The following is a 22,472-nucleotide window of genomic DNA, read 5'->3' on the forward strand; positions in this document are numbered from 1 at the left end:
GGCATGTCCGGGGCCCTCAGGGCGCCAGCGAGCGCCAGATCCGGTCCGGCAGGGTGCGGGCGGCCTCGGCGAGGTCGATGTCGCCGACCCCGGCGAGCCAGCTGCGGGCGACGGCGATGACCGGGCCGAGGACGAGCGCCTCGATGAGCGGGGCGGGCAGCGGGGCGACGGCGCCGGACTCGACGTGCTGCCGCATCCACTCGGTGAGCGGCGAGAGCCGGGCCTCCTGGGCGTCGCGCAGCTGCTGGGCGTGCTCCATGGTGAGCCGGTCGGCGTAGGAGGAGTGCAACAGGCGGGCGGCGTCCGGGTGTTGCTCGATGAAGCCGAGATACGCCTCGGTGAGCGCGCGGATTCCGGCGGTCGGGGTGCGCGAGTCGCCCAGGGCGGTGCCGAGTTCGCCGAGGAGCCGGCCGAGCCAGCGCAGCAGCAGCTCCCGCATCAGTCCGTCGACGCTGCCGAAGTGGTGGTAGAGGCTGCCCGGGCTGGCCCCGCTCGTGCCCGTCAAGGCGCTGACGGTGACGCCCTGTTCGCCCGATTCCGCGTACACGCGCAGTGCGGCGTCGAGGAGTCGGTCGACGGTCTCGGCGCCGCGCAGTTGTTTGGGGCTCATGTCGACCACCAGCGTAAGGCACCGCTTCGAGGCTGTGTTTCTATAGTGAATTTCTAGAAATTCACTCCAGTTCAGTAAGGTGCTGAGCCACACTGAACTCCGCGTACGGCCCGAGGGGGGGAACCTCAGGCCCGGGGGCGTCGAGCGGCACAGGGGACCGCTCGACGTCACCGGCGACGCGCCCACCGGCTCACTCGCCGATGTCCCCGATGTCTTCGTGCCACAGCTCCGGCTTCGCCGCGATGAAGTCCGCCATCAGGCCGGCGCACTCGGGGTCGTCGAGCAGGACGATCTCCACGCCGTGCTCGGCGAGCCAGTCGTGCCCGCCGTGGAAGGTGCGCGCCTCGCCGATGACGACGCGGGAGATCCCGAACTGCCGCACCAGGCCCGAGCAGTACCAGCAGGGGCTGAGCGTGGTCACCATCGTGGTGCCCCGGTACGTGCGCTGCCGGCCCGCCCTGCGGAACGCGTCGGTCTCCCCGTGCACGGACGGGTCGGCGTCCTGCACACGCCGGTTGTGGCCGCGGCCGAGCACCTCGCCGTCAGCGGAGTACAGGGCGGCGCCGATCGGGATGCCCCCTTCGGCGAGCCCTGCCCTGGCCTCCGCCACGGCGGTGGCGAGCCAGGTGCGGGCGAGGTCCAGGTCCATGGTGCTCATTCGTCCTTCTTGTCGTCGTCCCTCAGGGACCGCAGGAACTCGGGGTTGTCGTCGGGCGCGACGAACCGCTTGCCGCCGCCCGCGGGCGCGCGCCGCGGCCTGCCCACCGCCAGCCAGGCGATCGGCCCGATGAGCACCTGGCCGAAGAGCAGGATGATGAAGACCCAGGCCAGCTTCGGCAGCTTGCGCACCTCCTTCTCCGGCGTGTTCAGACAGTCGATGAACGTGTAGATCCAGAGCGCAAGGACCAGCAGGAACGGCAAGTAGCGCAGCATGGTGTCGTGGTCCCCCAAGGAGCGGAACGGGGCACATCGGGCCCCCGGTGACGGGGCCAGGGTAACGGTTGCCGGATACTGGAACGCATGGCTTACGACGATCTTCGCTCCCTGCTCAGGGCTCTGGACCGCGAGGGCGACCTGAAGCGCATCAAGGCCGAGGTCGACCCGTACTTGGAGGTCGGTGAGATCGTCGACCGGGTGAACAAGGCCGGCGGCCCCGCTCTCCTCTTCGAGAACGTGAAGGGCTCGTCGATGCCCCTCGCGATGAACGTGTACGGCACGGACCGGCGCCTCCTCAAGGCGCTCGGCCTCAAGTCGTACGAGGACATCAGCGAGAAGATCGGCGGCCTGCTCAAGCCGGAGCTGCCGCACGGGTTCGTCGGCATCCGCGAGGCGTTCGGCAAGCTCGGGGCGATGACCCACGTACCGCCGAAGAAGGTGAAGTCGGACGACGCGCCCGTGCAGGAGGTGGTGCTGCAGGGCGAGGACGTCGACCTGGAGCAGCTTCCGGCGCTGTTCACGTGGCCCGAGGACGGCGGCTCCTTCTTCAACCTGGGTCTGACCCACACCAAGGACCCGGAGACCGGCGTCCGCAACCTCGGGCTCTACCGCCTCCAGCGCCACGACAAGCGCACCATCGGCATGCACTGGCAGATCCACAAGGACAGCCGGAACCACTACCAGGTGGCCGCCCGCAAGGGCGAGAAGCTGCCCGTCGCGATCGCCTTCGGCTGCCCGCCCGCGGTCACGTACGCGTCGTCGGCGCCGCTGCCCGGCGACATGGACGAGTACATGCTCGCCGGGTTCATCCAGGGCAAGCGCGTCGAGATGGTCGACTGCAAGACGGTGCCGCTCCAGGTCCCGGCCAACGCCGAGGTCGTCATCGAGGGCTGGCTGGAGCCGGGCGAGATGCTGCCCGAGGGGCCGTTCGGCGACCACACCGGCTTCTACACGCCGCAGGAGCCGTTCCCCGCGCTGAAGATCGACTGCGTGACGATGCGGAAGCGTCCGCTGCTCCAGTCGATCGTGGTCGGCCGCCCGCCGACGGAGGACGGCCCGCTGGGCCGCGCCACTGAGCGCTTCTTCCTGCCGCTGCTCAAGGTGATCGTCCCGGACATCGTGGACTACCACCTCCCCGAGTCCGGCGGCTTCCACAACTGCGCGATCGTCTCGATCGACAAGAAGTACCCGAAGCACGCCCAGAAAGTGATGTCCGCGATCTGGGGCGCGCACATGATGTCGCTGACCAAGCTCATCGTGGTCGTCGACTCCGATTGCGACGTCCACGACCTTCATGAAGTCTCGTGGCGGGCCCTCGGCAACACCGACTACGCCCGCGACCTGATGATCACCGAGGGCCCGGTCGACCACCTCGACCACGCCTCGTACCAGCAGTTCTGGGGCGGCAAGGCGGGCATCGACGCGACGAAGAAGCTGCCCGAGGAGGGCTACACGAGGGACGGCGGCTGGCCCGAGATGGTCGTCTCCGACCCCCGTACGGCGGCCCTGGTGGACCGCCGTTGGAAGGAGTACGGACTCTAGTGACCAGCGCTTCAGCAGCAATCCCGCAGCAGCCGGGACGGACCAGGGCGTTTCTGCGCCTGGTCATGATCGAGCACTCGGTCTTCGCGCTGCCCTTCGCGTACATCGCCGCGCTGACGGCCATGTTCGAGCTGGACGGGAACATCCACTGGGGGCGCCTGCTCCTGGTCACCATCGCGATGGTCGGCCTGCGGACGTTCGCGATGGCGGCGAACCGGATCATCGACCGGGAGATCGACGCGCGCAACCCGCGCACGGCCCACCGCGAACTCGTCACCGGCGCGATGTCGGTGAAGACCGCGTGGACCGGCGCGCTGGTCGCGCTCGTCGTCTTCCTCGGCGCGGCGGCGCTCCTGAACCCGCTCTGCCTGGCGCTCGCGCCCATCGCGGTGATCCCGATGGTCGTCTACCCGTACGGCAAGCGGTTCACGAACTTCCCGCAGGCGATCCTCGGCCTCGCCCAGGCGATGGGCCCGATCGGCGCGTGGATCGCGATCACCGGCGAGTGGTCCTGGACCGCGGTGATCCTCGGCCTCGCCGTCGGCATCTGGATCGGCGGCTTCGACCTGATCTACGCCTGCCAGGACGTGGAGACGGACCGCGAGGTCGGCGTGAAGTCGGTCCCGGCGCGCTTCGGCATCCCCGGCGCGATCTGGGGCGCCCGCGCCTGCCACACCGTCACGACGGCGCTGTTCGTCTGGTACGCCCTGGCCACCGACGCGGGCACGTTCTTCTGGGTCGGCCTCGTGATCGTCGCGGGCGCCTTCCTCTACGAGCACACGATCGTCAAGCCCCATGACCTGTCCCGCCTGAACCGGGCGTTCTTCCAGGTCAACGGCTTCATCGGGATCGCGCTTTTCGTGTGCGCGCTCCTCGACCTGCTGGTGCGGGGGCTGTCGGTCTAGGACAGGGCCTCAGGCCCTCAGGCCCTCAGTCCGACGGGCGGCGGCGGAAGACGAACGCCGCCGCCACGCCCGCCGCGAGGCCGATCAGGTGGCCCTGCCAGCTCACCCCGTCGTTCGTGGGGGAGAGGCCCGCCAGGAACGACGTGCCCCAGTACGCGGCTATGAGCACGCCGACGACGATGCCGAGCGGGCGGCGCTCCACGAAGCCGGACAGGACGACGAAGGCGAACAGGCCGAATATCAGGCCCGAGGCGCCCGCCGTGTTCGTATGGGCCGGGGCCACCAGCCACACCCCGAGGCCGTCCGCGACGACGATCAGGGCGCAGGCCAGGAAGAAGCGGCGCAGCCCGCCGAGCGCCGCGAAGAAGCCGAGGACCAGCAGGGGTATCGAGTTCGCCGCGACGTGCGCGAAGCCGAAGTGGATGAAGGACGCCGGGACGACGTCGATCAGCTCGGAGGCCTCGCGCGGCTGGATGCCGAAGGTGTCCAGGGCGTTGCCGGACGCCGCGTCGACCGCTTCGAGAAGCCACAGCAGGGCCACCCAGGCGAGCATCACCTTGCCCGCGGTCAGCGCCCGCCCGCGCGTCGGCCGGCGCCGCGCCACCGCCCGGCCCGATCCGGCAATTCCGTCCTCGTACGTCATCCCAGCCCCCCGCCCGTCATGGAAGGAACGCTCGCCGCCCCTGCTCAAGTTCCCCCGCCGGGCCGCCGGATAGGCTCGTGGTGTGGAGCACGTCAAAGCAAGCAGCCGCAGGCCCTGGGTCGTCGGGGTGTCCGGAGCGTCGGGTACCCCGTACGCCGCTTCCGTGCTGCGGGCCCTGCTCGCGGCGGGCGAATCGGTGGACCTCGTCGTCTCGCGGGCCTCGCGGCTCACGCTGCTCGACGAGACGGGCATCCCGCTGCGGGACGCGCACTGGCGCGAGGACCTGGCGCAGTGGCTGGCGCGCGGCGCCGACGGAAAGCCGGACACGTTCGGCGGGATCGGCCTCGACGACGTGCGGTACTGGCCCGCGGGCGATCTCGCGGCGGGCCCTTCCTCCGGCTCGTACCCGGTCAAGGGCATGATCATCGTGCCCGCCTCGACGGCGTGCGTGGCCGGGGTCGCGCTCGGGCTCTCGAAGGACCTGTTGCAGCGGGCGGCGAGTGTGACCCTCAAGGAGCGGCGGCCGCTGATCGTCGCCGTACGGGAGACGCCGCTGAACGGCCAGACGCTCAAGCACCTGGTGTCGCTCGACGAGGCGGGCGCCGTGGTGCTGCCCGCCTCACCGGCGTTCTACGCGGGGGCGACGCACATCCAGGACCTGGTGGACTTCGTCGCGGGGCGGACGCTGGACGCGGCGGGGGTGCCGCACACGCTGTACCGCCGCTGGGAGGGAGAGCTCGGGGGAGGCTCCCGTGCGACAGGGTGACGCGGTCGCGGTCAGCGCTTCTGGTGCCGAGCAGCCCGCCCCCGCGCGCCGCACGAACGGCCGGCACGCCGAGGCTCGATATCCGATGGATCTTCGCTGATCCGAAGGATGGACTTTAGATTTTGCGGGGGAAAACCCTAGCGCGCCTTCGATCGTACACATAAGCTCGCGTCAACGCTGAACAATGAAAGGCATTGGACCTTATGGACGCCGTGGACAGGCAGCTCATCCAGGCCCTGCGCGAGAACGGCCGCGCCTCGTATGCGGAGTTGGGCCGGCTCGTCGGCCTGTCCGGACCCAGCGTCACGGACCGCATCAACCGCCTCGAGGCGGCCGGCGTGATCACCGGCTACCGCGCCACCGTCGACTCCGCCTCGCTCGGCCTCGGTGTCACCGCCCTCATCGGCATCTCGCTCTCCGACGCGGCCGACCACGAGGATGTGGCGGCCCGCCTGCGCGACCTGCACGAGATCGAGGACTGCTGGTTCATCGCGGGCGACGACTCGTACATGCTCAAGGTCCGCGCGGGCGACGTCGACAGCCTGGAGCGCACGATCCGGCGCCTCAGCGGCACGAAGGGCGTGTCCCGGACGCGCACCACGATCATCCTCTCCACGAAGTGGGAGAACCGGGTGGGGGAACTTCCCGAGGAAGCGTGACGGCGTACGGTGGGACGGTCGTTGAGCGAGGAGAGGTAACGGGCATGGACGCAGGGCTCAAGCGCGAGCTGGAGCAGAAGGTCAGGGACGGCGAGCGGCTGTCCCGCGAGGACGGCATCGCGCTCTACGAGTCGGACGACCTGGCCTGGCTCGGCGGCCTCGCCCACGAGGTGCGCACGCGCAAGAACGGCGACGTCGTGCACTTCAACGTCAACCGTCATCTGAACATGACGAACGTGTGCACCGCGTCGTGCGCCTACTGCTCCTTCCAGCGCAAGCCCGGCGAGAAGGACGCCTACACGATGCGCATCGAGGAGGCCGTCAAGCTCGCCCAGGAGATGGAGTCGGAGAACCTGACGGAACTCCACATCGTCAACGGGCTGCACCCGAACCTCCCGTGGCGGTACTACCCGCGCTCGCTCAAGGCGCTCAAGGAGGCCCTGCCGAACGTCGGGCTGAAGGCCTTCACCGCCACCGAGATCCATCACTTCGAGAAGATCTCCGGGATGAGCGCGAGCGAGATCCTCGACGAGCTGATCGAGGCCGGTCTCGAGTCCCTCACCGGCGGCGGCGCCGAGATCTTCGACTGGGAGGTCCGGCAGCACATCGTCGACCACGACACCCACTGGGAGGACTGGTCGCGGATCCACCGGCTCGCGCACGAGAAGGGCCTCAAGACCCCGTCCACGATGCTGTACGGGCACATCGAGGAGCCCCGGCACCGCGTCGACCACGTGCTGCGGCTGCGCGAACTCCAGGACGAGACCAACGGTTTCCAGGTCTTCATCCCGCTGCGCTACCAGCACGACTTCGTCGACATGCAGGACGGCAAGGTCCGCAACAAGCTGCAGGCGCGGACGACGATGGCCACGGGCGCGGAGGCGCTGAAGACCTTCGCCGTGTCCCGTCTCCTGTTCGACAACGTGCCGCACGTGAAGTGCTTCTGGGTCATGCACGGACTGCAGACCACGCAGCTCGCGCTCCAGCACGGGGCGGACGACATGGACGGCTCGGTCGTCGAGTACAAGATCACGCATGACGCGGACAACTACGGGACGCCGAGCAAGATGACGCGTGAGGATCTGCTCGACCTCATTCGTGACGCGGGGTTCCGGCCGGTGGAGCGGAACACGCGGTACGAGATCATCCGGGAGTACGAGGGGGCCGACCCGGGGCGGCGGGATGAGCCGCAGCCCATGCGGGTCTGATCTTTAACGGGTCCCGGTTCTGCCGGGGCCCGTTTTTGTTGCGGTGGGCGTCTCCATGGGTCGCGGGGCTCTGCCCCGGACCCCGCGCCTCAATCGCCGGCGGGGCTCCCGATGGGCAGCATCATGTGGACGTCGTCCCGGTCGTCGCCCGGGGACACCCGGATCGCGCCGGGGACGCGGCCGACCTCTTTGTAGTCGCATGCCGCGTAGAAGGCGTCCGCGCCCGTGCCGCCGCGGCACGTGAGGCGGATGGCCTCGATGCCCTCGAAGGTGCGGGCCGCGTCGGCGGCGGCCGACATCAGGGCGCGGCCGTAGCCCTTGCCCTGGTGGGCGGGGTGGACCATCACCGTGTAGAGCCACAAGTGGTGCTTCATCAGGCGGTGCTGGTTGTACGCGAGGAAGGCGGACGCCGCGATCCCGCCGTGTTCGTCGTGGCCCACCAGGAGCCGGGTGCGACCCTCGGCGAGGTCGGCGAGGCGCTTGACCAGCTCGGGGCGTATGTCATCGGGTGTGACCGGCGGGACGAAGCCGACCGCGCCGCCGGCGTTCGTGACGTCCGACCACAGGGCGAGGAGCCCGTCGCGCAGGGCGGGGTCGATCGCGGGGTCGAGGGTGAAGCGGAGGGACATGTGGGCGAGCGTAACCACGGGATTCCCGGTGAGGTCGGGACGTTCGTATGCCGGGATCGGGACCTTCGGCCGTAGGGGAGAGCTAAGTACCGGGCGTAGCTTGTGAATGTATTCACGAGCGGAGCGCACCGCAGGGTGCTCAAGGAAGAAGGCAACGGCCATGGCTCTCCACGCATCGGACAGTCCCGCCCGACACGGCGCCACGGGCGCCCCGCGCCGCGACGCCGGCAGCCAGGACGACGTGCTCGTCCGCGCGCCCGCCGCCCGCAAGGTCCTCGCCGCGTCCCGCGTGCTCGTCGGCTTCTACTTCCTGTGGGCCTTCCTCGACAAGACCTTCGGCCTCGGGAAGGCGACCCCCTCCGCCGGGAGCTGGCTCAACGGCGGCAGCCCCACCGAGGGCTTCCTGCTGCACGGCACGACCGGGCCCTTCGCCCACATGTTTGACTCCGTGGCCGGGGCCTGGTGGCTCGACATGGTCTTCATGCTCGGCCTGCTCGGCGTCGGCCTCGCCATGATCCTCGGCATCGGCATGCGGATCGCCGCCGCCGCGGGCACGCTGATGATGGCCTTCATGTGGCTCGTCTCGCTGTGGCCCGACAGCAACCCGTTCATGGACGACCACTGGATGATCGCCCTCGTCCTGCTGGTCACCGCGGCGACCGGCGCGGGCCGCACTTACGGCCTCGGCGGGGTGTGGGCCCAGCTGCCCGCCGTCCGCAAGAACCGCTGGCTGGTCTGACGCCGGGACTCCATGAGCCCCCGCCGGAATCGGACGCCCCTCCCCGTGCTTCACTGGAGGGGCGCTCGTCCTGTAAGGGCACCATTTCGGAACGGAAGAGTGGATTGACATGCTCCGCTACACGCTGATGCGGCTCGGGATCTTCGTGGGCTGCTTCCTCGTCGTCTGGGGTCTCGTCGCCACCGGCATCGTGCCCGCTGGCATCGGTGGCTCCTACTGGCTCTGGATCGCCCTGCTCGGTCTCGTGGTCTCGGCACCCATCAGCTACATCGTGCTGCGCGGTGAGCGCGACCGCGCCTCCAAGAAGGTCGTCGCCCGCGTGGACCGCGCCAAGGCGAACATGACGGCCAACCGCACCATGGAGGACGACGCGGACGACGCCGCCCGCACGGGCTCGGCCTCGTAAGCTTCCTCACACCTCGCACGACCCCGGCACCGGATCTGGTGCCGGGGTCGCCTGCGTTTTCAAGGCAAATCCCGCTTTGGGGGCGTACGGGCACCTCATCTTCCCCAAAGAACCCCTTTGATGTTCTCAAAGTTGCAGTGTTAACGTTCCTGTCATGAAGACATCAGCAGCGCATCAGAAGGCCATGGGCGTCCCGCTCGTGGAGCGCCTGCATGTCGATCTCTGCCGCTGCATGTCCGCGGCGTGTCGCGTCTGATCGCGAAATTCCGAAGTATGCAGCGGCGTCGTTGACCGGATCCGAGGATCCAGCGGTCGCCGCTCCCGCACGTTGCCCGCAACCCCGCGCGTCATCACTGGAGTGCCTCCGTGTCCGCGAACACCCCCGCAGCCGAACAGAAGTCCGGCTTCCGCATACCCAAGATCCCGTTCTGGGCGCAGATCCTCGGCGGTCTCGTCCTGGGTGTGCTGCTCGGCTGGCTGGCCCGCAGCCAGGACATATCCTGGCTGGTCACCACCCTGGCGAAGGTCGGCGACACCTTCATCCAGCTCCTGAAGCTGGCCGTCGCCCCGCTCGTCTTCTTCGCGATCCTGGTGTCGATCACCAACCTTCGTAAGGTCAACAACGCCGCCCGGCTCGCCTCGCGCACGCTGATCTGGTTCATGGTCACGTCGCTGATCGCGGTCGTCATCGGCCTCGCCATCGGCCTGCTGACCAACCCGGGCGCCGGTACGGGCCTGACGCCGAAGGACGGCGCGAAGCCGGAGGAGGCCGGGTCCTGGATCGACTTCCTCACCGGCATCATCCCGACGGACATCATCACGCCGTTCACCGAGCTGAACGTGCTGCAGATCGTCTTCATGGCCGCCGTCGCCGGCATCGCCATCCTGAAGGTCGGCGAGAAGGCCCAGCCGATCCTCACCCTCTCCGAGTCGGTCCTCGAACTGCTCCAGAAGGCCCTGTGGTGGGTCATCAAGCTCGCCCCGATCGGCACCATCGGCCTCATCGGCAACGCCATCGCCACGTACGGCTGGAACCTCATCAGCAAGTACGCGACGTTCACCGCCGACATCTACATCGGTTGCGCCCTGGTCCTCTTCGGCGTCTACCCGCTGCTGCTCGCCACGGTCGCCAAGCTGAGCCCGCTGCAGTTCTTCAAGGGCGCCTGGCCCGCGATCCAGCTGGCCTTCGTCTCCCGCTCCTCCGTCGGCACCATGCCGCTCACGCAGCGGGTCACCGAGCGCCTCGGCGTTCCGAAGGAGTACGCCTCCTTCTCCGTGCCGTTCGGCTCGACGACCAAGATGGACGGCTGCGCCTCGATCTACCCGGCGATCGCCGCGATCTTCGTCGCGCAGATCTTCGGCATCGACCTCAACGTCGGTGACTACCTGCTCATCGCCTTCGTCTCGGTGATCGGCTCCGCCGCCACCGCCGGTCTGACGGGCGCCACGGTCATGCTGACGCTGACCCTGTCGACCCTCGGCCTGCCGATGGAGGGCGTCGGTCTGCTCCTCGCGATCGACCCGATCCTCGACATGATGCGGACCGCGACGAACGTCGCCGGTCAGGCGCTCGTGCCGGTGCTCGTCTCCGCCCGCGAGAAGATCCTCGACCGCGACGCCTACAACAGCGCGACGTCCTCCCCGGTGGACGAGCCGCAGGAGGTGGCCGTGCCGGCCGCCGCCTGACGTCCCCCAGGCCCGTCCCCACGCGAAGGCCCGCTCCCGGAAACCCGGGGCGGGCCTTTCCGTGTGTCCGCGGCCGCGGAGGGGTCAGAGGATGCGCTCGGCCGCGTCGAACTGGTCGACCGGGGCGTCGTCGCACGCGGCGACCGGGCCACCGAGCACATTGCCGCCGACGCCCTGCGGGGCCGGAACCGCGCAGCGCAGGTCGGCGCTGACGAGCGGGGCACCGTAGGAGTTGAGGATGCCGCCCGGGTCGCCGCCGATCGCCACGTCGCCGTTGTCGGTGGCGAACTGCGAGACACCGGTGCCGCTCGTGGTGTCGCCCGTCATGGTGGCGGCGTCGGTGTCGGTCCCGTCGTAGCCGCCGGACACCGTCTCCGGCGCGTCGCCGTACCCCTCGCCGTATCCGGTGGCGGACGCGACGCCCGACGCTCCGACGGTGGCGGCGACGGCGGCCGACGCGAGAGCGGCGCCGGCCAGAACCTTGCGAATCATGAATTCTCCAAGCATGCGGGGGGAGTGGACAGCAGGAGCATGCACGCCGCCGCCCCGACACCGGGCACACCACCTGTGAAACGGCACATCAAACTAACCGAATAGATCAATAAAGCCCCGGCGGCGATATGCCGGGCGAATTCCGGGCCGCGGCGGTGCTTTTGATCCAATGGAGTGGATCACTGGGACACGTCAACGAACGTTGCCGTTTTCGCAGGTCATAGGAGTGCATGCTGCATCCGCGCCGCCCGGAGTCTTCCCTTTCTCTCGGGCTCGGCGCCGGCGGGACGAGGTTCTCGCGATGACGCGCGTCACTCCTTGCGCGGGTCGTCGCGAGAATCTCACACCTTTTTTTCTTCAAAGAAGAAACGTTTCTGTGCTTTCCGGTCGAAAATCATTGATCTGTTTGGTTGGATTGATGGGATCTACCGCCTGTAATTCGTGTGCCGCGGCCACCGGAACGTGCAAGCTCCTGCTGTCCACCCCCACAGCTTGGAGTGATCATGATCCGCAAGGTTCTGTCCGGTGCCGCTCTCGCCTCGGCCGCCGTCGCCGCCACCGTCGGTGGGGCGGGTGCCGCGACCGCCGCCGAGTCCGGCCCGCAGGCCGAGACGATGACCAACGCCCACGACGCGAACGAGGCCGGCCGCGCCGCCGCCTTCGGCGACACGACCAGCGGGACGGGCGTCTCGCAGTTCGGCACCGCGAACGGCGACGTCGCCATCGGCGGCGACCCGGGCGGCATCCTCAACACGTACGGCGCCCCGCTCGTCAACGCCGACCTGCGCTGCGCGGTCCCCGCCGCCCAGGGCGTCGGCGGCAATGTGCTCGGCGGCCCGGTCGCCGCGTGCAACGACGCGCCGGTCGACCAGTTCGACGCCCCCGAGCGCATCATCTGACCGCTGTTCGCCGAGGCCCCCGCCGACGACCCGTGTTCCTCCAGGTACGGATCGTCGTGGGGGCCTCGGCGTGCCGTGACGAGGCGCCCGATGCGTACGCTGAACCGGGTAGAACGTGCGAGGAAAGGCGACTGGGGTGGGCGGTGGCGTGCGGTCCGGGGTGGTGAGGCAGAAGAGGATGCCGAGGGCCGAGCGGGAGCGGCAGATGCTGGACGCCGCCGTGCTGGTGTTCGGCAAGCGGGGCTACCGGGCCGCCTCGATGGACGAGATCGCCGACCTCGCGGGCGTCTCCAAGCCGCTGGTGTACCTGTATCTGAACTCGAAGGAAGACCTGTTCAGCGCGTGCATCCGGCGGGAGTCCGCGGCCCTCGTCGACGCGATCAGGGCGGGCGTACGCACCGATGCGACCGCCGACCGGCAGCTGTGGGAGGGCCTGACCGCCTTCTTCGCGCACACCGCCGAGCGGCCCGACGGCTGGGCGGTGCTGCACAGCCAGGCGCGCTCCGGCGGGGACCCGTTCGTGGCGGAGGTCGTCGCGATGCGCGAGGAGATCGTGGCGTTCGTGACGCATCTGATCGCGGAGGCGGCGCGCGAGGCGCACGACAACCCGGAGCTGGCCGAGCGCGAGGTCGCGGGCCTCGCCCAGGCCCTGGTCGGCGCGGCGGAGGCGCTGGCCGGCTGGGCGAACGGCGACGCGTCGGTGTCCGCGAAGGAGGCCGCCGCGACGATGATGAACTTCGCGTGGTCGGGGCTCGGCAACCTGATGGCCGGGGAGCGGTGGTCGGCGCGTTAGGGCCCCCTAGTCCGCCAGCCCGTGTACCTCGCCGGTGACGTGCACCCGGTCGCCCTTGGCGGCCCGCAGCTCGAAGGCCGGGCCCTGCGCCGCGTACGCCACCTCGCCCGGCAGCAGCACCGGCGCCTTGAAACGGGCCTGTACGTGGACGGGCCCGTGCGCCTTGTGCTCCGCCAGGCAGCGGGCCACCGTCCACATGCCGTGCGCGATGGCGCGCGGGAAGCCGAAGAGGCGGGCCGTGAGCGGGTGCAGGTGGATGGGGTTGCGGTCGCCGGACGCGGCGGCGTAGCGGCGGCCGAGGTCGTCGCCGAGGCACCAGCGGGCGAGTTCGGGGAGCGGTTCGGCGGGGGTGGCCTCTCGCGGCTCCTCGGCGGCGGGCGCCGATGTCTTGTGCCGTGCGAGATACGTACTGGTCGACTGCCACACCGGTTCCCCTTCGGTGTGCAGCTCGGTGACGACGACGGCCTCCGTGCCACGGCGGTGCGGCTGCAACTCCCGTACACGGACGCCCAGTTCGAACGTTTCGGTCGGTGTCAGGTCGCGCTGCTGCGTGATGGCGATCGACGTGTGGACGAGGCCGGGCAGCGGCAGCGGGAACGCGCGCTCCGACATCAGCCGCATCGCGAGCGGGAATCCGAGGACGTGCGGGTAGGTGACGGGTACCTCGGGCCGCTCGGTGGCGAATCCGCAGGCGCGTTCGTACGCGGTGAGGTGGTGCTGCGTGATCCGGAGACCGGGGACGGTGAGCCGGGTGTCGGGCAGGGGAGCGTCCTGGCGTGGCCGCTTGAGCGGTGAGAGGGCGGCGCCGCGGAGCATGAGGGGGAGCAGGGAGGGGGCGGCGTCGAGGGCGACGGTGTGGGTCATGAGAAACGTCCTAGCGAGGCGACGGTCGAGCAAATCAAGCCCGAGCGGCGGGTGGGCAATTCAAGCCCTCCGGCGTCGGGGGCGGGTGGGCAGTTCAAGCCCCGCCGGCGATTGAGGCGCGGGGTCCGGGGCGGAGCCCCGAGGCCGGGGGACGGTCGGGCGCAACGGTCGGCCCGCCCGCCCGTCCCGTCCCGCCCGGAGGGCTTACGCGCCGAGGAGGGACTGTCCGCACACCCGCACCACCTGCCCGTTCACCGCCCCCGACGCCGGGGACGCGAACCACGACGTCGTCTCCGCCACGTCCACCGGAAGTCCGCCCTGACCGAGGGAGTTCATGCGCCGCCCGGCCTCCCGGATGAAGAGGGGGACGGCCGCCGTCATCCTGGTCTCGATGAACCCGGGGGCCACCGCGTTCACCGTGACCCCGTGCTCCGCGGCGGCGCGCGGCGCCAGGGACCGTACGAGGCCGACGATGCCCGCCTTGCTGGCCGCGTAGTTGGTCTGCCCGGTGTTTCCCGCGATGCCGGCGATGGAGGCGGTGGCGACGATCGAGCCGCCGCGCCGCACGGCCCCCGCCTTGAGCAGCGAGTCCGTCGTCCGCAGCACGCTCGCGAGGTTGACCTCCAGGACCGAACTCCACCGCTCGGCGGGCATGTTGGCCAGGCGCCGGTCGCGGGTGATGCCCGCGTTGTGCACGAGTGTGTCGAGGCCGTCGGGCACGAACTCGGCGATCCGCTCGCCCGCGTCGTCGGCCGTGATGTCCAGCGGCAGCGCGCGCCCGCCGAGCCGCTCCGCCACCTTCGCGAGGTCGGCCCCGGCGGACGGCACGTCGAGCAGGACGACCTCGGCCCCGTCCCGTACGAGGGTCTCGGCGACGGCCTCGCCGATGCCGCGGGCGGCGCCGGTGACGAGCGCGGTGCGCCCGGCGAGCGGCCGGTCCCAGTTCTCGGGGAGCGTCGACTCGGCCCCCGCGACGCCCACTTGGATGACCTGCCCGCTCACGTACGCCGACTTCGGCGACAGCAGGAAACGCAGCGTCGACTCGGCGCCGGCCACCGGGCCCGCGACGCGCACCAGGTTCACGGTGCGGCCGCGGCCGATCTCCTTGCCGAGCGAGCGCACGAAGCCTTCGAGGCCCTGCTGCACGGCCGCCTGGTGGTGGTCGTCGGGCGACGGCTGCGCGCCGAGGACGACGACGCGGCCGCCGGGTGCGAGGGAGCGGACGACCGGGTGCAGCGCGGCGTGCACCTCGGCGAGGGAGTCGAGGCCGGTCACGGCGGTGGCGTCCACGACGGCGGCGACGGGCCGCCCGGCGGACGAAGCGGAGGACGCGACGTCGAGGCCGGTGCCGGTGAGCAGCTTCGCGAGTTCCTCGCGGTGCGCGGCGTCGGGCTCGCCCGCCGTGAGGTGCAGCAACTGGCCTTCGAGGCGCGGGTGTTCGGGGCTGAAGCGGTGCAGTGGTGCGGGCTGCGGCAGGCCGAGGCGGCGGGTCAGGAACCGGCCCGGGGCCGTGCCGGTGAAGTTCAGGTAGCGGTCGGCCATTGTCCTGCTCCCAGCTCGGTCGTAAATTTACTAGAGAGTAAGGTTACTCAATGGTCAGTACTTGTCGAGAGCTCAGGAGCTGCCGAACATGGCGCGAACCCCGAAGGGCCCTGCCGCCCCCGCTCTAGGAAACACCCCGCGTCGTGTCGCCGTCGTCGCCGGCAGCCGCATCCCGTTCGCGCGCTCCGACGGCCCGTACGCGACCGCGTCCAACCAGGACATGCTGACCGCCGCGCTCGACGGTCTCGTCGGCCGGGCGAAGCTCCACGAGCCGGGCGCCGTCGGCGAGTTCGTGGCGGGCGCCGTGCTCAAGCACAGCCGCGACTTCAACCTCGCGCGCGAGACCGTGCTCGGTTCGATGCTGAACGCGCGCACCCCCGCGTACGACATCCAGCAGGCGTGCGGCACCGGCCTCCAGGCCGTCATCGCCGCCGCCAACAAGATCGCGCTCGGTCAGACGGAGAGCGCGATCGCGGGCGGCTCCGACACCGCGAGCGACGCCCCGCTCGGCGTCAACGACGAATTGCGCAAGATCCTCCTGGCCGCACGCCGAGCCAAGTCGGCGGGTGCGCGCATGAAGGCGCTCGCCCGGATCAGGCCCGGCCACCTCGTCCCCGACATCCCCCGCAACGCCGAACCGCGCACCCGCCTGTCCATGGGCGAGCACGCCGCCGTCACCGCGCGCGCGTGGGGCATCGCCCGCGAGGCGCAGGACGAACTGGCCGCCACCAGCCATCAGCGGCTGGCCGCGGCGTACGAACGCGGCCTTCTGGACGAACTCGTCGTGCCCTACCGGGGACTTGAGCGCGACCAGAACCTGCGGCCGGGCTCGACGGTCGAGAAACTGGCCACCCTGAAGCCGGTGTTCGGCACGAAGGACGCCAATCCGACGATGACGGCGGGCAATTCGACGCCGCTCACGGACGGCGCGGCGGTGGTGCTGCTCGCGAGCGAGGAGTGGGCGCAGGCCCGCGGTCTCGAACCGCTGGCGTATCTGACCGCGTACGAGACGGCGGCGGTGGACTTCGTCGACGGTGACGTCACGGGCGCTGACGGTGGCGACGGGCTGCTGATGGCGCCCGCGTACGCCGTGCCGCGGATGCTGGAGCGGGCCGGGCTCGGGGTCGAGGACTTCGACCTGTTCGAGGTGCACGAGGCGTTCGCCTCGCAGGTCCTCGCCACGCTCGCGGCGTGGGAGAAGGCGGGGCTCGCGCCGGTCGACCGGGACCGGTTGAACGTGGCGGGGTCGTCCCTCGCGACCGGGCACCCGTTCGCGGCGACGGGGGCGAGGATCGTCGCGACGCTGGCCAAGTTGCTGGCCGAGCGGGGCGGTTCGGGCCGCGGCCTGATCTCCATCTGCGCGGCGGGCGGGCAGGGGGTCACGGCGATCCTGGAGCGGGCCTGAGCTGTTCAAGCCCCGCCGGCGGGTGGGCAGAATCAAGCCCCTGCGGCGATTGAGCAGCGGGGTCCGGGGCAGAGCCCCGAGGCGTCAACCCCGTCAGGGCGCCGCAGGATCCAACTTCAACACCGCCTCCTCGTCCGGTGACCCCGCAGGGGCCTGGTAGACGACCATCCGCTGCCCACCCGTCCGCGCCAGCTGCATCACCTCGAAGGTGAGCGTCATCGACCCCACCTTCGGATGGTCGAACGACTTCGTGCCGCCGCTGCGCTCATGCACCTCGTACCGGTCCCAGATCCGCGCGAAGTCCGGTGACTTCAACAGGAGTTCACCGACGAGCGCCGCCATCCGCGGGTCGTCCGCCTCCGTCCCGCCGATGGCCCGCAGGTGGGCGACCGACGCGGTCACCGTCTCCTCCCACGGCACGTACAGGGCCCGCCCGACCGGGTGCAGGAAGAGGTAGCGGGTGATGTTGCGCTGCTCGGCGGGCAGGTCCCACAGGCCGGGCAGCAGGCGGCGGCCCGCCGGGTTCGCCGCGAGCACGTAGTTGAAGCGGCTGACCACGTACGCGGGCAGCGGCCGCAGCGCCTCCAGCATCCGCAGGACCGATTCGCGGACCGTGTCGTCGGTGGTGGGGCGCGGCTCGGTGTGCCGGCCCGAGGCCATTTCGGCCAGGTCGTGGAGGCGTTCGTGGGCGTCGCCGCGCAGCCGCAGCGCGCGGGCGATGGCGTCGATCACGGCGGGGGACGGGTTGGTCTCGCGGCCCCGCTCCAGGCGCGTGTAGTAGTCGACGCTCACCCCGGCGAGCGTCGCGAGTTCCTCGCGCCGGAGTCCGGGTGTGCGCCGCAGGCCCGTGCCCGCGGGCAGGCCCGCGTCGGCAGGTGTCACCTGCCCCCTGCGGGCCCGCAGGTAGCGGCCCAGTTCCGTGGTCTCAGCCATACGTGCATTGTCCACGGTCGTCGAGGCCGGTGGGGGGTCGCGTCAGGGCCAGGAACGCGGCACCCCGGTGGAGCGCGGCCTGCCACCTTCCGCCGCGCCGCCGCAGAGTTGTCCTCGCTGCGGGTGGCCGGCAGGCAAGGCCCTTCTTCGAGGGGCCCGGGCCCAGGGAGTGCATGTCACAGGGCCGCGGCCCGTGCCTGCCGCCCACCCGCACTTCGCACAACGCCCCAGGAGGACAGCGTGACCACCGCCGCAGCCAGAACCCGTACGAGTGCCGGTACCCCTACCAGTACCCGTACTCGTACGCGACCCGCACTCGACACCGAGGCGGCCGCACCCGGCCGCGGCGGCCGGACGCCCGCCCTGATCGCCGCGCTGCTCGGCTTCGCCGTGATCACCATCGACGTGTCGGCAGTGAACATCGCGCTGCCCGGCATCCGGGACGATCTGCACGGCGGCATGACCGGGCTGCAATGGGTGGCGGACGCGTACACGCTGATGTTCGCGGGGCTGATGCTGTCGGCGGGGGCGCTCTCCGACCGGACGGGCGCCCGCCGCGCGTACGTCATCGGCACCGCCCTGTTCACCGTCGCCTCGCTGGCCTGCGCCCTGGCCCCCGGACTCGGCGCGCTGATCGCGGCCCGCGTCGTCCAGGGCGGGGCGGCCGCCGTGCTGATGCCCGCGTCGCTCGCGCTGATCCGGGAGGCGTACGACGACGCGCGGCAGCGGGCGCGGGCCGTCGCGCTGTGGACGGTCGGCGGTTCGGTGTCGATGGCGGCGGGCCCGGTGCTCGGCGGCGTACTCACCGAACACGTGGGCTGGCGCGCGGTGTTCTTCCTCAACCTGCCCGTCGGCGCGGCGATCCTGGCCCTCCTGACGAAGGTCGCCCCCTCGCCGCGCCGCCCGGCACCGCTCGACGTCCCCGGCCAGATCACCGCGGTCCTCACCCTCGCGGGCCTGACCTTCGCGGTCATCGAGGGCGGCGGCGCGGGCCTCGCGGCGCTGGCGGTCGCGGTCGTCTCCGCGATCACCTTTTACGTCACGGAGAAGCGCCACCGCGCCCCGATGGTCCCGCTGCCCATGCTGCGCGACCGCACGGTCTCGGTGTCCCTCGCGGTCGGCTTCGCCATCAACGTCGGCTTCTACGGTGTGGTGTTCCTGCTCGGCCTGTACCTCCAGCAACTGCGCGGCATGTCCGCGACGGCGGCGGGCCTGGTCTTCGTGCCGCTGGCCGTACTGATCACCGGCACGAACCTGATCTCGCCACGCGTCGCCGAACGCTTCGGCCGCCGCCCGGTCGTCGTCATCGGCCAACTGGTCCTGGCCCTCGCGATGTTCGCGCTCCTTCCGCTGACGGCGCACACCCCGGCCTGGCTGCTCCTGCTCCTCCTCGTCCCGACGGGCCTCGGCGGCGCGTTCGCGATCCCCGCGGTCACGGCGATGCTGATGGACGCGGTCCCGGGCCCGCGCGTGGGCACGGCCTCCGGCCTCCTCAACGCCCTGCGCCAGACGGGCGGCGCCCTAGCGGTGGCCCTCTTCGGCACCTTGCTGGCGGGCCAGGGCGAGGGAACGTTCTCCCTGGCCGGGATGCGGATCAGCCTGGTGGCGGCAGGAACACTATTGCTGGCGACGGCGGTGCTGAGCGCGGCAACGTTGCCGCGCAAGGCGACCAATGAGAGCCCCTGCGGCGATTGAGCAGCGGGGTCCGGGGCGGAGCCCCGAGACGTCAACCCCGCCCCACCGCAACATCACGCCGCCCGCCGCGCGCATAGCGCCCCGGCGGAACCCCCACCACCCGCTTGAAGCACCGCGACAAATGCGCCTGATCGTAGAACCCGCACGCCTCCGCGACCTCCACGGGCGCCTGCCCGCCCAACAGCAGCCCCCGCGCCCGGTCCACCCGCCGCGACATCAGGTACTGATGAGGAGCGATCCCGTACGCGGCACCGAACGACCGCACCAGATGCGCCGGATGCGCGTGCACGAGCCCCGAGGCCTCCTTCAGGTCGACCCCCTCGGTGACCCGCGCGTCCAGCAGCTCCCGCAGCGAGGCGGCGACCCGCCGGTCGGGCACGGGCTTGTGCCGCTCCGGGGATTCGGCGAGAGCCGGCCGCAGCCGCTCGCGGAGCCGCTCCCCGACGAACGCGAGCCGGGCCTCGGCCTCCAGCTCGTCGCCGGGCTGCGCGAGCGCGCCGTGCAGTTGCCCGATCCGCCGCCGCAGCAGCGGATCCACCAGGTCCGGGCTGTCCGCGGCGGCCCCGATGAAGGAGGGGCCGAGCGGCCCGTCACCGGCGGCGTCCAGGTACAGCACCCGCTTGCGGAACCCCTCCGGCGTCGCGGCCTGCCCGTTGTGCGGAACGTGCGGCGGCAGCAGCGAGACGGTGCCGAGCGGCGTCCCGTGCTCGTGCCGTTCCAGGTCGTAGCGGACCGCGCCCTCGTCGACGATGAGCAGCGTCCAGGTGTCGTGGACGTGCATCGGGTAGGCGTGCCGGGTGAAGTGGGCGTGGAAGACCTCCGCGATCCCCGGTACGCGGGGCTTCCACGCGGTGATCCGTTCACTGTCCCTGCCGCTGGGCATGCAAAAAACGTACAAGACCGGGCGCGCGGGCGGACGGCAGTCTCAAGGCATGAGCACCGAGACCCCCGCCCCGGCCCCCGTCCGCTTCGACACCAAGATCGCCGTCCTGCTCCGGGACGACCTGGAGACCTGGCAGCGCCTGAACGTGACGGCCTTCCTGGTCAGCGGCCTCGGCACCCAGCTGCCCGAGGTGATCGGCGAGCCCTACGAGGACGCGGACGGCACCCCGTACCTGCCGATGTTCCGTCAGCCGGTCCTGGTCTTCGAGGGCGACAAGGCCCTCCTGAAGACCGCCCACGAACGCGCCCTGCGGCGCGCCGTGCCCCGCGCCCTCTTCACGTCCGACCTCTTCGCCACCGGCAACGACACCGACAACAGGGCAGCCGTACGAGCCGTGTCCACCACCGAACTCGACCTGGTGGGCCTCGCGGTGCACGGGCCGAGGAACGCGGTGGACAAGGTGCTGAAGGGTGCGCGCATGCACCGGTGAGCCGCCTACGGAACCCCCGCGAGCCGCAGCACTCCGGTGACCGCCGCCGCCCCCACGACCACCACCGCGAACGGTGCCCGGCGCCACGCCAGGACCCCGCCCGCCAGCACCCCGGCGGGTCGCGCCCAGCCGGCGAACTCCTGGCCCGCCATGAGGGCGCCGGTGGCGAGGAGCGCGACGAGCAGCACGGTCGCGCCGTCGGTGAGCAGTTCCTGGACGCGTACGGGGAGTTGGACCCGGCCGTGCAGCAGCGGCCCGGCCAGCCGGAAGACGTAGGTGCCCGCGGCGAGTGCGAGGACGGCGATCAACTGGGCGTTCACGCGGGCCTCCGGGAGAGCAGCAGCCCGGCGAGCGCGAGCAGTACGGGCACGCCCGCGGGCAGGAACGGCGTGGCGGCGACCGCGATCACGGCGCCCGCCGCCGCGGCCCGCCGCGCCCCGTGGCCGTCCCGCAGCGCGGGCAGCACCAGGGCGAGCAGCACCGCGGGGAACGCCGCGTCGAGCCCGAACCGGTCGGTGTCCCCGAGGGCGGTTCCGGCGAGCGCCCCGGCGAGGACGCTCACGTTCCACGCGACGAAGAGGCCGACGCCCGAGACCCAGAAGGCGGTGCGGCGGCGGGCCGGGTCCTTCTCCGCCATCACGAATGCGGCCGTCTCGTCGGTGACCAGGTGCGCGCCGACGAGCCGCGCGGGCCAGGACGTGCCGAGCGCGTCGGACACGGCCAGGCTGAAGGCGGCGGTGCGGGTGTTGAGCAGCAGCCCGGTGGCGGCCGCGGCGAAGGGGCCGCCCCCGGCGGCGAACACCCCCACGGCGCTGAACTGCGCGGACCCCGCGAACACGAGCAGCGACATCGCGACGGGCACCCACATCGGCAGCCCGCTCGCGACCGAGACGGCGCCGAAGGAGAGGCCGACGACCCCGTCGGCGAGCCAGACGAGGGCGCAGTCGCGGAGCAGTCTGGGGTCCACAGCGGGTATTCGACCCGGGAGTGTTCGGTATGGCGGGCTGAGTGTTCGGTCAGGCGAACGCATGGCAGGAGCATGCGCGTACCGCTGGGTGTTCGTCAAGCCGAACGATAGGCTCGTCGCAGCGAACGACACGGCGAACGACACAGTGAACGACGGTCCGAACCACACGGACGCCGGGCAACGACGGGAGCGCACGCATGACCGAGCCGGCCGATGGGGGCGCAGCGCCCACCCGTCTCCCGCTGGACCGCATCGCGGCCGCCCTGCGCCGCGAGCGCACCCGCGCCGGGCTGTCCCTCTCCGAACTGGCCAAGCGGGCCGGCATCGCGAAGTCCACGCTGTCCCAGCTGGAGGCCGCGCACGGCAAGCCGGGACTGGAGACGATGTGGGCGCTGAGCGTCGCCCTGGACGTCCCGCCGAGCGTCCTCCTCGACCCGCCGCGCGCCGCCGTCCACGTCATCCGCGCGGGCCAGGGCCCGGCCGTCCCCTCGGAAGTGGCCAGTTACAGCGCGGCGCTGCTCTCCGCGAGCCCGCCCGGCGCCCGCCGCGACCTCTACTTCCTCCAGGTCGAACCGGGCAGCCCGCGTGACTCGGACGCGCACATGACCGGCACCACGGAGCACTTGATCGTCGCGACGGGGCGGGTCCTCGCGGGCCCGACGGAGGAGCCCGTCGAGCTCGCGCCGGGCGACTACCTCTCGTACCCCGGCGACGCGCCCCACACGTGCCGGGCGCTGGAGCCGGGGACGACCTGCGTGCTGGTGATGCAGCACACGTAGG

26 protein-coding genes are annotated in these 22,472 nt (G+C 71.2%); 14 read left to right on the plus strand and 12 right to left on the minus strand.

Annotated elements, in window-relative coordinates; genetic code table 11:
- Positions 1–16: 16 nt before the first annotated feature.
- The 3 genes from ACFV9W_RS04880 to ACFV9W_RS04890 form a co-directional block, all read right to left on the minus strand.
- The gene (locus tag ACFV9W_RS04880) at positions 17–610 is read right to left on the minus strand and encodes a TetR/AcrR family transcriptional regulator (protein WP_385755669.1); all 594 of its coding nucleotides are present in this window, start codon (positions 608–610) and stop codon (positions 17–19) included.
- Positions 611–800: 190 nt separating this feature from the next.
- Positions 801–1,259, minus strand: coding sequence for a nucleoside deaminase (locus ACFV9W_RS04885; RefSeq protein ID WP_385756037.1), 459 nt, complete (start codon positions 1,257–1,259; stop codon positions 801–803).
- A 5-nt stretch (positions 1,260–1,264) separates the two neighbouring features.
- On the minus strand, positions 1,265–1,543 hold the full coding sequence (locus tag ACFV9W_RS04890) for a PLD nuclease N-terminal domain-containing protein (RefSeq protein ID WP_385755671.1): 279 nt from the start codon (positions 1,541–1,543) through the stop codon (positions 1,265–1,267).
- 87 nt (positions 1,544–1,630) lie between these two features.
- On the opposite strand from ACFV9W_RS04890, the gene ACFV9W_RS04895 reads away from it, so the two are divergent.
- Together ACFV9W_RS04895 and mqnP are read left to right on the plus strand one after the other, a co-directional pair.
- Positions 1,631–3,088, plus strand: coding sequence for a menaquinone biosynthesis decarboxylase (locus ACFV9W_RS04895; protein WP_385755673.1), 1,458 nt, complete (start codon positions 1,631–1,633; stop codon positions 3,086–3,088).
- Positions 3,088–3,993 (plus strand): menaquinone biosynthesis prenyltransferase MqnP, encoded by a 906-nt coding sequence (gene mqnP / locus ACFV9W_RS04900; protein WP_385755674.1) that lies wholly within the window; start codon positions 3,088–3,090, stop codon positions 3,991–3,993. The genes ACFV9W_RS04895 and mqnP overlap by 1 nt, the downstream gene beginning before the upstream one ends.
- A 25-nt stretch (positions 3,994–4,018) precedes the next feature.
- Here mqnP and ACFV9W_RS04905 read toward each other — a convergent pair whose 3' ends face one another.
- Positions 4,019–4,636, minus strand: a complete 618-nt coding sequence (locus ACFV9W_RS04905) for a rhomboid family intramembrane serine protease (protein ID WP_385755676.1) — start codon at positions 4,634–4,636, stop codon at positions 4,019–4,021.
- Between the two features lie 82 nt (positions 4,637–4,718).
- Between ACFV9W_RS04905 and ACFV9W_RS04910 the strand changes: the two genes are divergently transcribed.
- From ACFV9W_RS04910 to mqnE, 3 genes are all read left to right on the plus strand, one after another.
- Positions 4,719–5,402 (plus strand): UbiX family flavin prenyltransferase, encoded by a 684-nt coding sequence (locus ACFV9W_RS04910; protein WP_385755678.1) that lies wholly within the window; start codon positions 4,719–4,721, stop codon positions 5,400–5,402.
- A 203-nt stretch (positions 5,403–5,605) separates the two neighbouring features.
- Positions 5,606–6,061: an Lrp/AsnC family transcriptional regulator gene (locus ACFV9W_RS04915; protein ID WP_385755679.1), complete on the plus strand. Its 456-nt coding sequence runs from the start codon at positions 5,606–5,608 to the stop codon at positions 6,059–6,061.
- 44 nt (positions 6,062–6,105) lie between these two features.
- Positions 6,106–7,269, plus strand: coding sequence for an aminofutalosine synthase MqnE (mqnE, locus tag ACFV9W_RS04920; RefSeq protein ID WP_385755680.1), 1,164 nt, complete (start codon positions 6,106–6,108; stop codon positions 7,267–7,269).
- Positions 7,270–7,358: 89 nt separating this feature from the next.
- On the opposite strand, the gene ACFV9W_RS04925 is transcribed toward mqnE, so the two are convergent.
- On the minus strand, positions 7,359–7,898 hold the full coding sequence (locus ACFV9W_RS04925; RefSeq protein WP_385755681.1) for a GNAT family N-acetyltransferase: 540 nt from the start codon (positions 7,896–7,898) through the stop codon (positions 7,359–7,361).
- Positions 7,899–8,058: 160 nt separating this feature from the next.
- Here ACFV9W_RS04925 and ACFV9W_RS04930 point away from each other — a divergent pair, with 160 nt between their 5' ends.
- From ACFV9W_RS04930 to ACFV9W_RS04940, 3 genes are all read left to right on the plus strand, one after another.
- Complete coding sequence (locus tag ACFV9W_RS04930; protein ID WP_385755683.1) at positions 8,059–8,637, plus strand: hypothetical protein; 579 nt, start codon at positions 8,059–8,061, stop codon at positions 8,635–8,637.
- 109 nt (positions 8,638–8,746) lie between these two features.
- Entirely contained in the window at positions 8,747–9,043 is a 297-nt protein-coding gene (locus ACFV9W_RS04935; protein WP_385755684.1) for a DUF4229 domain-containing protein, read from the plus strand.
- Between the two features lie 366 nt (positions 9,044–9,409).
- Positions 9,410–10,729 carry a dicarboxylate/amino acid:cation symporter gene (locus ACFV9W_RS04940; RefSeq protein WP_385755686.1) on the plus strand — a complete coding sequence of 440 codons (1,320 nt, stop codon included), beginning with the start codon at positions 9,410–9,412 and terminating at the stop codon, positions 10,727–10,729.
- 84 nt (positions 10,730–10,813) lie between these two features.
- Here ACFV9W_RS04940 and ACFV9W_RS04945 read toward each other — a convergent pair whose 3' ends face one another.
- The gene (locus ACFV9W_RS04945; RefSeq protein WP_385755688.1) at positions 10,814–11,221 is read right to left on the minus strand and encodes a hypothetical protein; all 408 of its coding nucleotides are present in this window, start codon (positions 11,219–11,221) and stop codon (positions 10,814–10,816) included.
- Positions 11,222–11,724: 503 nt separating this feature from the next.
- On the opposite strand from ACFV9W_RS04945, the gene ACFV9W_RS04950 reads away from it, so the two are divergent.
- Positions 11,725–12,120 (plus strand): hypothetical protein, encoded by a 396-nt coding sequence (locus tag ACFV9W_RS04950; protein ID WP_385755689.1) that lies wholly within the window; start codon positions 11,725–11,727, stop codon positions 12,118–12,120.
- 178 nt (positions 12,121–12,298) lie between these two features.
- Positions 12,299–12,913 carry a TetR/AcrR family transcriptional regulator gene (locus tag ACFV9W_RS04955; protein WP_385755691.1) on the plus strand — a complete coding sequence of 205 codons (615 nt, stop codon included), beginning with the start codon at positions 12,299–12,301 and terminating at the stop codon, positions 12,911–12,913.
- A 6-nt stretch (positions 12,914–12,919) separates the two neighbouring features.
- On the opposite strand, the gene ACFV9W_RS04960 is transcribed toward ACFV9W_RS04955, so the two are convergent.
- Positions 12,920–13,777, minus strand: a complete 858-nt coding sequence (locus tag ACFV9W_RS04960) for a MaoC family dehydratase (RefSeq protein WP_385755693.1) — start codon at positions 13,775–13,777, stop codon at positions 12,920–12,922.
- Positions 13,778–13,981: 204 nt separating this feature from the next.
- Complete coding sequence (locus tag ACFV9W_RS04965) at positions 13,982–15,319, minus strand: 3-oxoacyl-ACP reductase (RefSeq protein WP_385755695.1); 1,338 nt, start codon at positions 15,317–15,319, stop codon at positions 13,982–13,984.
- A gap of 88 nt (positions 15,320–15,407) precedes the next feature.
- Between ACFV9W_RS04965 and ACFV9W_RS04970 the strand changes: the two genes are divergently transcribed.
- Positions 15,408–16,724 carry an acetyl-CoA C-acetyltransferase gene (locus ACFV9W_RS04970; protein ID WP_385755696.1) on the plus strand — a complete coding sequence of 439 codons (1,317 nt, stop codon included), beginning with the start codon at positions 15,408–15,410 and terminating at the stop codon, positions 16,722–16,724.
- A gap of 93 nt (positions 16,725–16,817) precedes the next feature.
- Here the strand turns inward: ACFV9W_RS04970 and ACFV9W_RS04975 are convergent, their stop codons facing one another.
- Positions 16,818–17,657, minus strand: a complete 840-nt coding sequence (locus ACFV9W_RS04975; RefSeq protein WP_385755698.1) for a helix-turn-helix domain-containing protein — start codon at positions 17,655–17,657, stop codon at positions 16,818–16,820.
- A gap of 240 nt (positions 17,658–17,897) precedes the next feature.
- Here ACFV9W_RS04975 and ACFV9W_RS04980 point away from each other — a divergent pair, with 240 nt between their 5' ends.
- Complete coding sequence (locus ACFV9W_RS04980; protein ID WP_385755700.1) at positions 17,898–19,352, plus strand: MFS transporter; 1,455 nt, start codon at positions 17,898–17,900, stop codon at positions 19,350–19,352.
- 31 nt (positions 19,353–19,383) lie between these two features.
- Here the strand turns inward: ACFV9W_RS04980 and ACFV9W_RS04985 are convergent, their stop codons facing one another.
- Positions 19,384–20,235, minus strand: coding sequence for a helix-turn-helix domain-containing protein (locus ACFV9W_RS04985; RefSeq protein WP_385755701.1), 852 nt, complete (start codon positions 20,233–20,235; stop codon positions 19,384–19,386).
- Between ACFV9W_RS04985 and ACFV9W_RS04990 the strand changes: the two genes are divergently transcribed.
- Positions 20,234–20,725 (plus strand): DUF2000 family protein, encoded by a 492-nt coding sequence (locus tag ACFV9W_RS04990; protein WP_385755702.1) that lies wholly within the window; start codon positions 20,234–20,236, stop codon positions 20,723–20,725. The two genes, ACFV9W_RS04985 and ACFV9W_RS04990, sit on opposite strands and share 2 nt — an antisense overlap.
- A 5-nt stretch (positions 20,726–20,730) precedes the next feature.
- On the opposite strand, the gene ACFV9W_RS04995 is transcribed toward ACFV9W_RS04990, so the two are convergent.
- Positions 20,731–21,045 (minus strand): AzlD domain-containing protein, encoded by a 315-nt coding sequence (locus ACFV9W_RS04995; RefSeq protein WP_385755703.1) that lies wholly within the window; start codon positions 21,043–21,045, stop codon positions 20,731–20,733.
- Positions 21,042–21,755 carry an AzlC family ABC transporter permease gene (locus tag ACFV9W_RS05000; protein WP_385755705.1) on the minus strand — a complete coding sequence of 238 codons (714 nt, stop codon included), beginning with the start codon at positions 21,753–21,755 and terminating at the stop codon, positions 21,042–21,044. The genes ACFV9W_RS04995 and ACFV9W_RS05000 overlap by 4 nt, the downstream gene beginning before the upstream one ends.
- Positions 21,756–21,889: 134 nt before the next feature.
- Here ACFV9W_RS05000 and ACFV9W_RS05005 point away from each other — a divergent pair, with 134 nt between their 5' ends.
- The gene (locus tag ACFV9W_RS05005; RefSeq protein WP_385755707.1) at positions 21,890–22,471 is read left to right on the plus strand and encodes a helix-turn-helix domain-containing protein; all 582 of its coding nucleotides are present in this window, start codon (positions 21,890–21,892) and stop codon (positions 22,469–22,471) included.
- The last annotated feature ends 1 nt before the right edge of the window (position 22,472 follow it).

Origin of the sequence: Streptomyces sp. NPDC059897 (assembly GCF_042730865.1) — a bacterium.
Classification (GTDB): domain Bacteria; phylum Actinomycetota; class Actinomycetes; order Streptomycetales; family Streptomycetaceae; genus Streptomyces.